Annotated in this window: 8 protein-coding genes and 1 tRNA gene; 3 read left to right on the forward strand and 6 right to left on the reverse strand. The window is 63.1% G+C overall.

Going from position 1 to position 15,275, the window contains the following annotated elements:
- The first annotated feature begins 39 nt into the window (after nucleotides 1-39).
- Entirely contained in the window at nucleotides 40-1,140 is a 1,101-nt protein-coding gene (locus AC5RUK_RS01945; protein ID WP_494151239.1) for a stealth family protein, read from the forward strand.
- Nucleotides 1,137-4,580 carry a CDP-glycerol glycerophosphotransferase family protein gene (locus AC5RUK_RS01950; protein WP_494151240.1) on the forward strand — a complete coding sequence of 1,148 codons (3,444 nt, stop codon included), beginning with the start codon at nucleotides 1,137-1,139 and terminating at the stop codon, nucleotides 4,578-4,580. The genes AC5RUK_RS01945 and AC5RUK_RS01950 overlap by 4 nt, the downstream gene beginning before the upstream one ends.
- On the opposite strand, the gene AC5RUK_RS01955 is transcribed toward AC5RUK_RS01950, so the two are convergent.
- From AC5RUK_RS01955 to AC5RUK_RS01975, 5 genes are all read right to left on the reverse strand, one after another.
- On the reverse strand, nucleotides 4,577-5,782 hold the full coding sequence (locus tag AC5RUK_RS01955; protein WP_494108432.1) for a CDP-glycerol glycerophosphotransferase family protein: 1,206 nt from the start codon (nucleotides 5,780-5,782) through the stop codon (nucleotides 4,577-4,579). The genes AC5RUK_RS01950 and AC5RUK_RS01955 overlap by 4 nt on opposite strands.
- A gap of 42 nt (nucleotides 5,783-5,824) precedes the next feature.
- Entirely contained in the window at nucleotides 5,825-8,698 is a 2,874-nt protein-coding gene (locus AC5RUK_RS01960) for a GH25 family lysozyme (RefSeq protein ID WP_494151241.1), read from the reverse strand.
- A gap of 306 nt (nucleotides 8,699-9,004) precedes the next feature.
- Entirely contained in the window at nucleotides 9,005-10,906 is a 1,902-nt protein-coding gene (locus tag AC5RUK_RS01965) for a glycosyltransferase (RefSeq protein WP_494151242.1), read from the reverse strand.
- 56 nt (nucleotides 10,907-10,962) lie between these two features.
- Nucleotides 10,963-11,035 (reverse strand) — tRNA-Arg (locus AC5RUK_RS01970).
- Nucleotides 11,036-11,331: 296 nt separating this feature from the next.
- On the reverse strand, nucleotides 11,332-12,168 hold the full coding sequence (locus AC5RUK_RS01975; protein ID WP_494151243.1) for a hypothetical protein: 837 nt from the start codon (nucleotides 12,166-12,168) through the stop codon (nucleotides 11,332-11,334).
- Nucleotides 12,169-12,554: 386 nt separating this feature from the next.
- Between AC5RUK_RS01975 and AC5RUK_RS01980 the strand changes: the two genes are divergently transcribed.
- Entirely contained in the window at nucleotides 12,555-13,817 is a 1,263-nt protein-coding gene (locus AC5RUK_RS01980; RefSeq protein ID WP_494151244.1) for a CDP-glycerol glycerophosphotransferase family protein, read from the forward strand.
- Nucleotides 13,818-13,833: 16 nt separating this feature from the next.
- Here AC5RUK_RS01980 and AC5RUK_RS01985 read toward each other — a convergent pair whose 3' ends face one another.
- Nucleotides 13,834-15,060 (reverse strand): CDP-glycerol glycerophosphotransferase family protein, encoded by a 1,227-nt coding sequence (locus tag AC5RUK_RS01985; protein WP_494151245.1) that lies wholly within the window; start codon nucleotides 15,058-15,060, stop codon nucleotides 13,834-13,836.
- Nucleotides 15,061-15,275 lie beyond the last annotated feature (215 nt).

Genomic DNA, 15,275 nt, shown 5'->3' on the forward strand with positions numbered 1-15,275 from the left:
AGTGGAGTAGCAGCGCAAGCCGTTGCAGGAAAGGAGCCCATGCGCTTCGGACTTAAGGGCCGCCTGGCAGCGGCCATCCCGTCTAACGTGATGCCGGCGGTGTTCGATGTCATCGCCAGCGGCAGTCGGCCGCAGGCTGTTCCCGGACACACGCGAGGGTCGGACCTGCCGCTCCTGACGACGGTTGATTTCCCCATAGATGTGGTCTACACATGGGTCGACGGCAACGATCCCCAGTGGCAGCGCAGCAAGGCGCAGGCGATGGTCGGCAGCGACCCGGCACACAGGAACCGCACAGCCGCCAACGAAGCGCGTTACTCTTCGCGCGGCGAACTTCTATACTCGCTGCGTTCGCTGGATTATTTCGCTCCCTGGGTCCGACACGTGTATCTGGTGACGGCGGGACAAACGCCGCAGTGGCTGGATGCCTCCAATGGCCGGATTACCGTGGTGGACCACCGGGAAATCTTCTCCGATGCCAACGCGCTGCCAACTTTCAACTCCCATGCCATCGAGTCCCAGCTTCACCACATTGACGGGTTGAGCGAACATTTCCTGTATATGAACGACGACGTGTTCTTCGGGCGGCCGGTCGAGCCGGAGCTGTTCTTCCACGGCAACGGGCTTGCCAAGTTCTTCCTGTCCGAACAAGCAGTCGATTACCAGCCGCGCTCGGCGGAGGACCTGCCCGTGGACAGCGCGGCCAAGAACAACCGTGCACTGCTGGAGGCGGCTTTCGGACGCACTGTTGAACGGAAGTTCAAGCACGCAGCCCACCCCCAAAAGGTCAGTACCTTGTCCAGGTTGGAGCACGAACATCCGCAGGAACTGTTGCGGACCCAGCGGAGTAAATTCAGGGATCCGGGCGATCTTTCCGTAGCGTCCTCGCTGGCTCACTACTATGGGTTCGCCATCGGGGCTGCCGTTCCGGGGGAGCTGTCTTACCGCTACGTTGACATCAATGATTCGGCAGCTCAGGCCAAGCTGTTACGGTTGCTGCGGCGTAAGGATGCGGACGTTTTTTGCCTCAATGAGGTAGACAGCGCCGGGATGGATACCGGGAAAGTGGACTCGCTGATTCAGGGTTTCCTGAACGCCTACTTCCCTGCCGCCAGCACCTTTGAAAGGGAACAGTCATGACATCACGAACCGGCGCTCTCCGTTCCGCGCTTCAGGGCGCACGCCTGGTCACCCGCAGGGGCCGCGGGCCGGCGAGAAAGGACTTTTGTTCGTTGCGCCTGGAGCAACGGGGCAGGGTTCTGCATGCCCGGTTCAGTGTTTCCGCCAAACTCCGACCTGCCTCCCTGTGGAGCAAGAATACGGCCGGCAACTGGACCAAAGTCGCCGACGTAACGGAGGTTCCGGCCGCAGCAGGAAGGGAAAGCCGCAGCTACGGTGTCCAGGTTGATTTGGCGGATCTCGCGCAGGCGGCAGTGTCCCTCCCGGAAGGTGAGGACGGCGAAATCCTAGGTCTCTTCGTCCAGTTCCGGGCGGCGGCCAAGGACTTGCCGAAGTTCAGCACCAACATCTTCGACAGCGATCCGGTCGCCACTGTCCTGACGGAGGCAAGCGGAAAACGATACGCCGACATTCAATCCGCGTTGGCGGACGGTTCGTTGGCGGGGGATAAGACCATGACGGCTTGGGCGTCATTCGGACGTTTTGCCGACAGCGAAGTTGGTTCACTCCGCCGGGTCCTGGTCCAAGGGAGCACCTTCGAGCCGTACATCAACCGGCACGGACTGCTGTCACTTGCGGTGAACCGGCCGCTGAAGCCCTATAACGCCGTCTACGTCCACCGGTTGACCGTGAGCAGGGGAAAGGTGGACCTGCGCGCGACGCTGGTCACCCGCCACGGTGAGGCTGAAGCAGTGGAGTTGATGCTGCTTGGGCGTGAGAGTGGAGCTCGTTACACTTCAACCGCCGTATTCGTGCTGGATACCGAGGCGACTCGGCGCAAACACGGGCTCCGTCGGTACAAGCTGCATGCCCGCTTGGACTTGCGCGCTGTCCCCGACGAAGAATTAGTGCGCGACGAAATTCTGGATGCCTGGCTCCAAATCCGTGCCGTAGGCGCAACCGAGCCGCAGCGCACGCGCGTGGGGCGTACCCGATACGTTACGCGGAAACTGACCCGTCCCGGATGGCAAAAGCGGGGAGACAAAACGCTGGCCATCACGCCCTACTACACCTTCAAAGCCAAGAACACGTCTTTCCACGTTGAACTCCTGGATACCGATGCCTTCGAATTTTTGCGGGAGCAGACCCGGAAGGGCCGGATCCGGGATTCCCAGACAGAACGCAAGCCAGTCTGGCTTGTGGGGGAGCGTCCTTACAAGGCCCAAGACACCGGGCTGCACTTCTTCCGCTACATGCGGCGTGAGCACCCTGAAATCGACGCCTACTATGTGATCGACCCTGCGTCTCCGGACCTCCGCAACCTGGACGGCCTGGACCACGTGGTGAACTACCGCTCCAGGGAACATTTCGAACTGGCCTTGCGGGCCGAACGGTTCATTGGCTCGCACCATCCCGACTTTCTGTATCCCACCTGGCTCCCGCAGTTCCGCAAGGCAGTGGGCGGCGTCAAGGTGTTCCTGCAGCACGGGGTGATGGGTACCAAGTGGATGGTCCCGAACTACGGCAAGAAAGCTCCCGGATTCGACACCGACCTGTTTATGGTCAGCTCGGAGCGGGAAAAGGAATACATCGTCAGCGACTTTGGCTATCCGCCCAAGGACGTGCTGGTGACCGGCTTGTCCCGGTTCGACGCGCTCTTCGCCGGCGATGTGTCGGTGCGGCCCAACCAAATCCTGATCATTCCTACGTGGCGGGACTGGCTCCAGAACCCGGATCAGTTCGAAGAGTCCGAGTACTTCCAGGAGTGGAACGCGCTGCTCCACGACGAACGACTGCGCGCTCTGGTTGATAAGCACGACGCCGAGGTGATCTTCTGCCTGCATCCGAACATGCAGCAGTTCCGGCACCACTTCTCCGGGGCACCAGCGCGTGTTATCTCCCAGGGTGAGGTGGACGTGCAGTACCTGCTCAAGGAAAGCGCTGTCCTACTGACCGACTACTCGAGCGTGGGCTTCGACTTCAGTTTTCTTGAAAAACCGGTGCACTACTTCCAGTTCGACCGCGAGCGGTTTTTGGGACCGCAAGGATCGCATTTGGACTTGGATGAGGAATTGCCGGGCGACATTGCTTTTGCCCGGTCCGCCGTGCTGGACCAGCTGGAGTCCACGCTGGGGCGCGGCTGCACCCCCAGGCCAGAGAATGTCGCGCGATCCCGCCGTTTCCTGACCTTCCGGGACACCAATAACTGCCAGCGGATCTTCGAGGCCGTAGCCGGAGCCCGCCCCGCTGAATCCCGGTGGAAAAAAACCTTGGACCCGGAGTTGTTCGAACGGCTGTTTGGCAGGTTCCGACGCAGCCGCTTCTACTTCCCGGCCATGCAGCGGATGTTCGCCTTGGTCTCGAAGACGCCCATGGACGCAGACCTGATGGTGTTCGAGTCCGGGCTGGGGAAACAGTACGCCGACAGTCCGCGCTATATCTACGAAGAACTGGTGCGGCGCGGGGACACACGCCGCAAGGTATGGGTCTATCACGGCAAGCTCCCGGCGCCCGACCCCTACACCAAGGTAGTCAAGCGGCTCTCGCCGAGCTACTACTGGTATCTGGCCAAAGCCAAGTACTGGATCAACAACCAGAATTTCCCGCACTACTTCCGACGCCGGAAGGACGGGGTGTTCATCCAGACCTGGCACGGCACACCGCTGAAGAGGATGGTCCACGACCTAAACGCTGTCCACGGCCGGGACACGGGCTACATTTCCCGCGTGGACCAGGCTGTGAAGCAATGGACCACGCTGCTTTCGCCGAGCCCTTATGCTACGGAAGCCTTCAGGAGTGCCTTCCGCTACACCGGTGAGGTTGTGGAGCTGGGGTACCCCCGCAACGACATCCTCGTGCGGCCGGACGCCGAGCAGCGCTCCGCTGCCGTTCGGCGGAAACTGGGTATCCCTGAGGGCAAGCGTGTGGTCCTTTACGCTCCAACCTTCCGGGACGACCAGTCGACCGGCACGGGACGGTTCCGTTTCGATCTGCCGTTTGACGTGGAAGCCTTCAAAGACCGCTTCGGTGACGACACCGTGCTGCTGCTGCGGATGCATGTGCTGGTCAGCGACGCCGTGAAGATTCCGGAAGAAGCGGGCGATTGTGTCTACGACGTCTCCAAGTACCCTGAAATCCAGGAACTCTACCTGGCCAGCGACGTGCTGATCACCGACTATTCGTCGGTCTTCTTCGACTACGCCATCCTGCAACGGCCCATCATCTTCTATGCCTACGACCTGGAGAACTACCGCGACGCCCTGCGCGGGTTCTACCTGGATTACAGCACGGAATTGCCCGGGCCTGTGACACAAACCGAAGAAGAACTGTTCGACGCTATTGGCGAGAGCCGTTCGAGCGACTCGGCACGCGAGCTTAAGCTGAAAAACTTCGTAGCCAAGTACGCACCGCGCGACGACGGAAGCGCGGCCGGGCGTGTGGTGGACCGCTTGCTGTCTTAGGGTGCCGGCTGTTCCGCGAGGATCTTCGCCACTGCGTTGACGAACCGCACGGTGCTCGCGCCCGGCGAAGTATCGCCGAAATGGTGGGCGATCAGCTGCAGCAGGCCAGGGCTGATCCCGGCTGCGGCAGCCTCGGCCAGCAGCGCCGGCGTCCGTGCTGCCTCGGACTGGTCAATGAGCCTGGTCTTGGCGGCCACGCCCTGTGCATCGATGTAGGCCCCTGGATCCGAAGGCTTCGTCATGAGCAGGGGCTTCCGGCTGGGAAGCCAATCCAAGGCCATGGCAGAGATATCGCAGATGCACAGGTCCGCTTCCGCCATGGCGGTTGAGAAGTCGGCAGCCGTGTCCACCCGGTGGCCCGCTGGCTCAGCCTTTTCCGCAGAGACGATCATCTTTTCAATCTCGTGCAGAGCGGCACGGTGAGCGGCGAGCCTGCTGCCGGTCCGCGGATGCGGCCGGAAGACCAACCGGTAGCGGGCATCAGCCAGGAGGGAGCCGACAATCTCCCGTCCATGGCTGGCCAGCGAGCCGTATGCCATGGCTGGACGGTCCCCTTCCCAGGTGGGGGCGTACAGGACGGTGAGACGTCCGCCGTCGTTCTTGGTTTGCGACGCAGAAGCGGCGAAGTCCAGTTGCGGCCGTCCAATCTCCACCAGGTGGGACTCATCAAACCGCTGCAAGGCGGCCAGGATGCGTTCCCGGGAGGCGGGGCCCGCGATGAAGGCGAAGTCGTAGGCCTTCAGCTGGTTGGAGACCATGGACACCTTGTCGCTCTCCCCGTGGCTCAGGTGCACGTGCACCTGAGCCGGCAGGCGGAGAACCGTGAAGTTATCCCGGTTGTTATTGACGTAGAACACGATCCGGGCCCCGGCGCGTTCGATGAATGTCTCCACCTCCGCGATGCCCTTGGTGAGGAACACCGGCAGCGGGGAATCAGGAAGCAGTTCCGCGGCCGTGGCTGGCCGGTGGACCAGAACCGCGACCCGGTGGCGCTCCGCCAGCTTCGCCATGGGAGCAAGCCATTGCCTTACCTGATAGGCGCTGTCCGGGCCGTCAGCGAAGTACAGGACACAGTCGAACCGGTCGCCGGCGTTCCTGTTGGCGTCGGCCAGCCGGGTTCGCACGCGGCGTTCCGTCAGCACGCTGTTGGCCTCGGTGATGATCCGGGCGGCGAGAGGCTGAAGGCGGGACGCGATGGGCAACAGTGAATCCTGACGTCGGAGGGGTGGACCTACCTGAACAGCTTAGAGCCTCCCCACGTTGCGCCGTTTGGCATAGCCGTCGTTGGTCATGGCGTTGCCACGGTAGAGCCACATGGCGCCGGGGCCGGTTGTGGCCAGCAGATCCACCTTGTTGTCCGAGGTCGTGTCACCGGGTCCGAGGATTTGCCGGTACTGTTGCCATCCGCCGCTGCCGATCTGCCGCTCGGCGTTGAACCACGCTCCCGAAGCAGTCTTGGCGGTGCGTCCCTGCCGGAGCCAGAGAGTTCCGTCCGACTTGCTGGCCACCAGGTCCACGGTGCCGTTACGGTCATAGTCGCCGACGCCGACAATCTGCGAGTAGTTCCAGCCGGTGTCGATACGCGTGCGCGTACCGTGCTGGCCGTTGCCCGGACCGGCGTACAGCCATGCCGAGCCGTCAGGGCGGACGCCGAGCAGGTCGTTCTTGCCGTCGCGGTTGACGTCGCCCGTGCCTACCAGGGCCACGAACTGGTTCCACCCGCCGGTGCCGATCTTCACCCGGCGCTTATAGCCTTCGCTGGAACTGCTGACGGTGCCAGTACCGGCGTAGAACCAAAGCGTTCCGTTGGTCTGTCGGGCTACTAGATCGTTTTTGCCGTCCCGGTTGTAGTCGCCGACCCCGACGATGGAGCTGTAGATGTGCCAGCCATGCCCGATCCGCTCGGGCGTGCCAAAGCTTCCCTTGCCGGTTCCGCGCATCAGCCAGAGAGTTCCGTCCGCCTTGCGGCCGATCAAATCGCTGCGGCCGTCGCCGGTGAAGTCGCCCGGAGTGACCACGGTGTCAAACTGCTTCCAGGTGCTGCTGACCAGGGTCCTGGCGTTGTAGCCCTCGGAATCGACCATCTGGGTGCCCTTGTAGAAGCCCAGTGAGCCATCGGGGCTGATGGTGAGGAGATCGTCTTTCTTGTCCCGGTCGTTGTCCCAGACTCCGAGGATGTCAGCGAAGGACCCCCAGCCCCAACCAATCTTGCGGGCAGCCGCAAAGGTGTTCGTTCCGGTCTTCCCTGTTCCGGCGTGCAGCCACAGGGTTCCGTCACCCTTGGAGGCCACAACGTCTACGCGCCCGTCACCGGTGAAGTCTCTGGTCGCAACCAGCGTGGTGTAGCTGCCCCAGCCGCTGCCGATCTGGCTGCGGGTGCCGGGCTTGCCGTCGCCGGGAGCCGCGTACAGCCATACCGTGCCGTCTGACCGGCGGACGAGAAGGTCGTTGGTGCCGTCGGCGTTGAGGTCGCCGGGCCCGATGATGTGGGTGAACCCGTTCCAGCCGCTGCTGCCGATGCGAACCCGCGGCTGGAACGTCCCGTTGCCTTTGCCCTTGTACAACCACAACGACCCGTCGGTCTGCCGGGCCAAGAGATCGTTCAGCCCGTCTCCGTTATAGTCCCCGGTGCCGATCAGGAGGTTGTAGATCTGCCAGCCGCTGCCGATTCGGGTCGGCGCGTTGTACCCGCCCGATCCGGTCCCGGGGTAGAACCAGAGCGAGCCGTCCGTCCGGCGGGAAAGCAGGTCGCCGTTGCCGTCGCGGTTCAAGTCGCCCGGTGCGGCGTAGCGCTGGGTGCGATCCCACGTGACGGTCCGGTTGTAGGCGAAGTTTTGCAAGTCGGTGTAGGAACCCCGCCACACATTCGAGTCGCCCGAGTAGGGGCCCGTTGAGCTGTACTGCCAAATGTCGTAGGAATTCCAGCCAGCCGGCAGCCAAGGGGTGCCGGTAGTGTAGTGCGCGACGTGCAGCGGGTGGTTCTTGAACGCCGTGCTGTTGCCGGTGCACTTGTTCCACCAGTCCGCGGTGGTGTAGATGGCCGGGAGGCGGCCGGTGCGGGCCTTGATGGTGTTCGAGAAGTCCTTGATCCAGTTGACCATGGCCGTCGGGGACATGCTGTAGCAGGTGTTGCCCAGTTCCGGATACGGGTTGTATTCGATGTCCAGCAGGGGCGGCAGGGTCTTTCCATCGGCGGACCAGCCACCGCCGTTGTTCACCATGTAGTCCGCCTGTGCCTTGCCCGACGAGACGTTGGGGATGGCGAAGTGGTACGCGCCGCGGATCATGCCGACGTTATAGGAGCCGGCGTACTGCGATGGGAACAACGGGTTCTTGTACGACAAGGCCTCGGTCGACTTTACGTACGCAAACCGGGCCCCGTAGTTCCACTCGGTATTCCAGTTGACGTTGGGCTGGTGGCTGCTGACGTCCATGCCCTGGACTCCGCTGGGCTTCCACTTGGTGCGGCTGAATGAGGGGAGCGCCGCGGGTGCCACAACGCTGGTGCGTTCGATGTCGAGGACTTCGAGCTGGGCGTCGAGTTCTGCCAGCACTTCCGGCTGTTCCAGTTCCCGCTCACGTTCCCGGCGCTGCTGGAGACCTTGGCCCATGTCGGCGCCGTGTTCGCCCTGCAGGGTCTTCAGGAGCTTAAGGAGTTGCTCCTGGCTGAGTTCCTCGACCGGCACCTCGACGGATTCCGGTTCGTCTGCCGTCGGGGTCGTATCGCTGGCTTCGGGGGAGGGCTGGGCCGTCGGTTCTTCCGTGGCAGCGGCGGGGGAGGATGGTTGTGGGCCCTCGCCCGGTTGTTCGAGGCCCGGCGTCTGTCCGGTTTCGTCGTCGATCTGCGGTTCATTTCCGGACGAGTCGCCGGGAGCCAGATAGGAGGGCGAGGGCGGTGCCGTTCCCAGACCGGTGGCGGCGGGGGCCTGCAGCAGGGCACCGTCGGGTGTCGACGCAGGTTGCGAGTCCGGTGCTGGCTGCTGCAAGTCCTGTGCGGATGCACCGGGGGCCATCAGGAGGCCTACCGCCATCACGACGGCGGTTGCGCTGGCCAGACGAGCAGTGGCTCGCTGGTTTCGCTTGGGAGAGGCTGCGGGGCTGCGGCGGAAGCTGGGCATGGAATGCTCCGGACAATAGGGCACGAACGGGCCGGGTCAAGAGAGCCGCAACCTCCGGTTGGCAATGGCGAAGCGTCGGCTCAAGGGCGTCGGTTAAACGTTATCAGCCGCGTCTGCGAAAACACTGAGCCAAGGGATGCGTTTCCACGAAAGTCGACAACTGTTAGCCAGCTGTTAATGTGCGCTGCTGCCTCCCGAACGGCCCGCCAGACGGACGGGAGCCGGTGCCCCGGGCCTCGGCGGCGGACGGCGCGCCCGCCAGGCGGACGGGAGCCGGTGCCCCGGGCCTCGGCGGCGGGCGGCGTGTCAGTCTTGGGGCTTGCGCTTCATCGACAGCGAGCCATGCTTCGTGGCGTAGAGCTGGTATAGCAGCCCGGCCTCCACCTTGAGGGTGCTGAAGGCGAGCCGCAATTCATGGCCGTCTCCAGCGAGGCGGGCGTGGAAGTCAAAGATTTCGCCCGGTGCAGACTCTGGCACATGAAGCTGCCAGGTTCCGTCTTGTAGGTGGGCGTGTGTCGTCGCCTTGTCGCGCCGCCGGCGGACGAAAACTTCCGCCGCCTCCGCTATCCCCGGCCGGGGAGCAAGGCAGAGGACGTCATCTTCCCACCACGCACGGTCGAGCAGGCGTTCCACTGTCTTCCCTGTGACGCGGACGGCGCGCGGAGGCCCCGACAGAACCTGCCGCCACGACTCCACAAAGGTGTCGGCGTTGAACCGGTCCAGGGTCCGGAGTGCGTTTTCCCCCATCTTCCTGCGAAGCTCGTCGTCCTCCATGAGGGCGCGGATCCGGTCGGCCAACAGCCCGGTGTCACCGAAGGGGACCAAGAGTCCGTTTTCTCCGTCGATGATGACGTCCCGGGGGCCGTAGTTGGCATCGTAGGCCGCTACGGGGACGCCGTAGGACATGCTCTCCAGAAGGATCAGCGGGAATCCCTCCGACTGTGAGGTCAGGAGCGTAAGGCATGCCCCGGCGTAGATGTCATCGGGGTTGTCGGCGAACGGCATGAAACGGACGTGCGCGCGGATGCCCAATTCGTCGATCAGCGTCTGGATCCGGGTCTCCTCGTCGTCGCGGTAGCCGAACCCGAACACCTCCAGGCGGGCGCTGGGACGGGAAGCGAGAATTTTGGCGAAGACGCGCATGGCTTCGTCCACGCGCTTCTTCGGGTGAGTCCGGGCCACCAGCACGATCCGGTCGGCGTCGACGGCCTTGCCGTCTTCCCTTGCCGGCGGCGCCACTTGCGGGATCACGGCCAGTTGGTCGCCGTGGCCGAACTCGGTGCGAATGTCTTCCCGCTGGGCTTCGGTCAGGAGAACCACCGAGTCCCATCCGCCAAAGGACCCCAGGAGCCGGCGCCAGCTCGGGCTGACACCGGAACCAAGGGTGTAGGGGTGCTCCTGGTGGTTGCTGTGGACCGCGGCGACCTTTCCCAGATTGGGGTGGCGCAGCGAGTGGACGACGTCGTCGAGGTTTTCGGCCGGCAGGTTGGGCAGGTTCTCCCGGAACTCGGAGGTGATGACCGGTGCCTGCTCGCCGGCAAGCAGGCGTTCGAAGGCGAACTTGTACAGCTGGCCCATCGACGAGAAGGTCTCTGGCTCTGGGCCGAACAGGTACCCCTTGCGCCACTGCTTCTCGCCGGGGTTTTGCAGGATGGTGAGAAAGCATTGACCGTCGCGACCGATGTAGCGCTGGGCGGCCGGAGTTGCGGAGCCCGGCTGGTAGTCCAAAATCCTTGCCACGCGACCGTGCTCGTCCAGTTCCCAGCGGCGGGTGCGCAGCCGGTCTGCGCCGAGGTCCTCGATGGCCGCCGGGATGCCGCTGGCGTGGAACCGGACGTAGTGCTCCTGAACTCCGTTGCGGAAGTAGGCGAAGGCCAGACCGGAAGTTCCCACCGGGAACCGGACGAAGTCGGCCTCGCCCGGCGGCTGGACGCTGGGCCGGGTCTCGACATCCGGGCTCGGGTCCAATGAATTCAGCACGCTGCGGACCTTGACGTCGAGGTGCAGGTGGCCGTCGGCCTTCAACTCGGCTACGTCGGCTTCCAGCCGAGGCTGGAACGCGAGGACCTCAATCCAAACATCAGTGAAACCGCCCTGCTCGGCCAAGGCGCTGGCGCGGGACCGCACAGCCTTGACCAGCCCCCCGCGCTTCAGGGCAAGGGTGTTGACCGGGAAGTGCGCGGTCGGCATCGGCTCGGGTGTCTGCATCGCTGTGCTGTTGTCCTCATCTTCGTAGCGCGGGCCGAGCCAGTCATATCTTGTTGCGCCCCGGACAGGAATCGAACCTGCGACCAAGAGATTAGAAGGCTCCTGCTCTATCCGCTGAGCTACCGAGGCTGATGGCCGGCTACTGTCCACTAACCGTCGACTCCAATTCCGGAGTCTCCAAACGTATCCAGGTGGTGTCCACTCTCGTGAACACCAATGCGGCCGGTGCTTAGTCTAGCAATTCGTTCAAGGCGGGGCGCGATGGCGGCCACGGCGGCGCTTCCCGTCGTCGCCCAGGGCTGTGACGCACTGCCACACTGAAGAAGGACGTACTGTTCTGACCCGTTCCGTTCTGCTGCCCACGCCGGGGCTTGCACAGACTCCCGCGGCCGGGCGCCCGGCGCCCGGCCGCGGGAAGGGACTTGCTACTGGCCTGTTCCGGCGTCGCCGCCACTGTCGGGCGGGCCGCCCTGCCCGGCTGGGCCGGGTGCCGGGATCTCTTCCGGTGCTGGTGCCTGGCTCGGCTCCGGGGCAGGCTCGGTGGTCTGGCTCGGTTCCGGTGCAGGGGCCGGGTCCTGTTCGGTGCCGTTCGATTCTCCATTTCCCGGCTCGTCAGTTTCGGTTGAGCTGTTTCCGCCGACCGAGGGATCGTCCGTGGTCGGAGCGTCGTCGGCCGCACCATCTTCGGTCTTCGCGGGATCCTCGTCCTGCTTGGCCGGCTTGTCCGTTTGATCCGCGGCCTCCTGGTTGCCGCCCAGGGTGCCAAGGGTCGTCTTGTGGGCGCTTGAGGCATGGTCGATACCCGTAGTCGAGGAGACCAGGCTGGAGATCGGCTGGCTGGTGCCGAGTTCCACCGCGGTGATGCCGACCATCGCGATGGCGAAGGCCGCGGCACTGGCCAGTCCAACCTTGACCCACGTCATCGGGGCGATGGGCTTTCTGGCAGGTTTAGGCTGCGGTTCGATCGCTTCGGACGGGGCGCTGGCGGCCACCTTCTCGACCTCCCGCAGGGCCCCCACGCGAGCCTTGGGGATTTTCTTCAGGGCCACAGTGGCGGCCGAACTCAGCGTCCGGGCATAGAGCGCGGCGCCCACGGTGGCGACGACGGAACCGAGTGCGGCGCCGATCAGCGTTCCGGCGACGCCGAGAAAGGACCCCACTACTGCGGAGGTCACCGCGGCCAGCGCCGAGGCGATAGTTTGGGCGCCACTCAGTCCGAGAAAGGGCTTGGGCTTGTCGTCGGCAGCGGAGTCGTCAGGCATATTGGTACCTAGTTCGGTCGGAGAATATTACGAGTAGGTAACGATACCTGTGCGCGGCTGGTTCCCGACACGGCCGTCCTTAAATGAGAGGCTGCTCACACCGGGGCCCGGGAGGGTCGTTCCGATGAGCTGGCTCGGGAAAGGCGGGCCCGCCTCGTCTCGTTGGCCGGGCGCCGTCGTCGTCTTCTTTCCGCGGGAGCGGCTACTTCTCTGTGGCCTCCGTAGGCACCGCTGAGGCGAACTGCGCACTTTGCCTCTAGCGCGGAACCAGCAATGTGTCCCAAGATAACAACTGAGATCAGCGTCCGCTGTAGGGATCAAACTGCCGGTCGCTTTCGCCTCTTGTATGCTGATTCAAAGCTGATGATCGACGGGCGATGGCGTCTATGAAGGAATGGCTGGCGGACAAGATTTCGGCGGGGCTGAATTCTGCTCCTGCCCGCAATTTCCGGGGTTGGCTCGGAATCAAGCCAGCTGTGCGAGCGAACCACGAGCTCCATGGGGTGAAGGTTCCGGCTGACGTCGCCGTTTATTTCGGTGACGTGGCCGCCAAGAACTACCAGCTGGAACAATGGCTCGCGGTCCTGTATGAACTCCACCGGCACCACCCGGTCGTTTTGGTATTTCGCAGGGTCGGAGCCCTCCGCGCACTCAAAGGCAAGACCGGGCTGCCATGCATTTTCGTGCGGCGGTTCGAAGACCTGGTGCACCTGTATGAGGACAACGACTACCGATTGTGCCTGTACGTGAACAACGGTGTCAGCAACTTCCAATCCCTGGCGAATCCTCGAATGGTGCACGTGCACATCAATCACGGGGAAAGCGACAAGCTGTCCATGGTCTCAAACCAGGCCAAGGCATATGACAGGGTGATGATTGCCGGTCCGGCTGCACTGGAACGGCACCGGAGCGTACTGGTGGACTTCGACGAGTCCAAATTGCTGGCCGTCGGGCGACCCCAGCTCGACATCGACTTCCCGGCCGGGCTCTCTCCACACGCGGGGCGCACCGTCATGTACGCGCCGACGTGGGAAGGAGAGAACTACGCGAACAACTACACCTCGCTTGACGTTTTCGGTAAGGAAATCGTCACTTCGATTCTTTCCCTGGCGGGAACGCGCTTGGTCTACAAGCCCCATCCGCGCGTCGCGGAGTCCAGCGACCCAGGAGTTTCTCAGGCCCACGCCGCGATCCTCGGGCAAATAGACCAGGCCAACGCGGCGGGAGGCGATCATGTAGTGGCAACGGCCGGAAATATCCTGACCATGTTTGACCGGACGGACGTTCTGGTGACAGATGTCTCCAGCGTCGGCTTGGATTACCTTTACCTTCACCCCGACCGACCGCTCATTCTCACTGATCGCCGGAACGACCCGGAGGCACTGCAACGGGAGGCCCCGGTGAGCCGTGCCTGCCCAATCATCGATGCCGGCTCTGTTCAGGATGCAGGAGCCATCATCGCGGAGGCATCTGACGACGACGCGCGGCGCGCCAAGCGCGTGGACATGCGGCAGTACTATTTCGGAAACTTGGACCGGGGGGAGTCAACGCTGGCTTTCCTGGCGGCAGTGGACAAGTTAATTTCGGACCGCACCCGGAAGCTTTCGGACTACGAGTTCCAGAGGAGCTCGCTGGAAGCGCAAGAATAGTGGAACTCGGCCTTCATCATCTTCCCTGGGGTTGGCGGTCCTGCACTCGTTCTGCTTCAACCAGGAGCTCTTCCACTGCCCGGATGAAGCGGCTGGTACTCGCTCCAGGGGAAGTGTCGCCGAAGTGGTAGTGGATGAGTTCAAGTTGTCTTTCAGGAACAGGCTCTGCCAATCGGTCCCGTATTAAATGAGGTACACGCCAGCTATCTTCGGCTGCCAAGAGTGGAACTACCGAGGCGATTCCAGACTGAGGAACCAGCGCCTGTTTTTGGACTGGACGCGTGATAAGCATGTGCTTGCGCTGAGGCAACCAATCCATCGCCATCGCTGAAATATCGCAGATGCAGAAATCCGCGTCGGCCATCGCAGCGGCGGGGCCCTCCCTCTGGTCACGAAAATGACCGGAGGCCGGATCACGCTTTCGGGTGTTCGCAATCAAGCGCGTGATCTCCCGGACTGCGTGCTTGTGTTCCGCAAGTCGCGACCCGGTGCGTGGGTGCGGCCTGAAAATCAACCGGCAGTCACGATCCGCCAGCAGGGACTTCGCCAGGCTTACCCCATGGGAGACACATGAGCCGTATTCCATGGCCGGACGGTCACCTTCCCATGTCGGGGCATACAGAACAGTGGTACGTCCGTTGTGGTGTGCTAAAGCGGGCGGATAGAAGTCGAGCTGTGGCCTGCCGACCTCCACCAGTTTTTGAGCGTCAAAGCGTTTTAGGGCACTGACTATCCGACGGCGCGACGCCTCTCCGGCGATGAAAACCTGATCATATGCTTTCAGCTGATTGGAAGCCATGGAAAGCTTGTCGCTTTCCCCGTGGCTGAGGTGGACATGGAATGGGCCGGCGGTGCGCAGCACGGTGAAGTTGAACTGGCTGTTGTTGACGTAGAAAACGACGTAGACCGAACGGCTGGCGAGAAACTGTTCGACTTGTTGTATCCCCCGGGTCAGGAACACCGGTAGAGGGGAGTCCTGCGCCAGCAACTGGGCAGTGACGGGCCGGTGGGCGAGGATGGCCACAGGGTGGGTCTTGGCCAGTTCCCTCATTGGCTCAAACCACTGGCGCACCTGGTATGCGTTCGAGGGCCCATCTGCGAAGTACAGAACACAACTGAACTTTTCCCGCCCGCTGTTGTGGCGCTCCTTCAAGCCACGCTGTACCCGGGGCTCCAAAAAAACATCGGACGATTGCTCGCCCAGCATCTGCAGCGCCCGGCGCGACTTCGAAAAGATTGACAAGGAATCTCCCGGGAACGACGAGTTGGTGCAACAGTCTAAACATGCCGTGAACGGTCTTGTGCAGGGTACTTGCTTGCTTAATCCTTATCCCTGTTCGAGGTGACAGCCGCTACGAGTCAACTGGTTCCGCGAACCTTTCTCTGAACGATACTGTGATGGCGTGCGTCTTTGCGCCACGCAACTTGCAGGGATGCACGGCCTGAAATGCGTCGCTC

The organism is Arthrobacter sp. Y3223065, assembly GCF_059090885.1.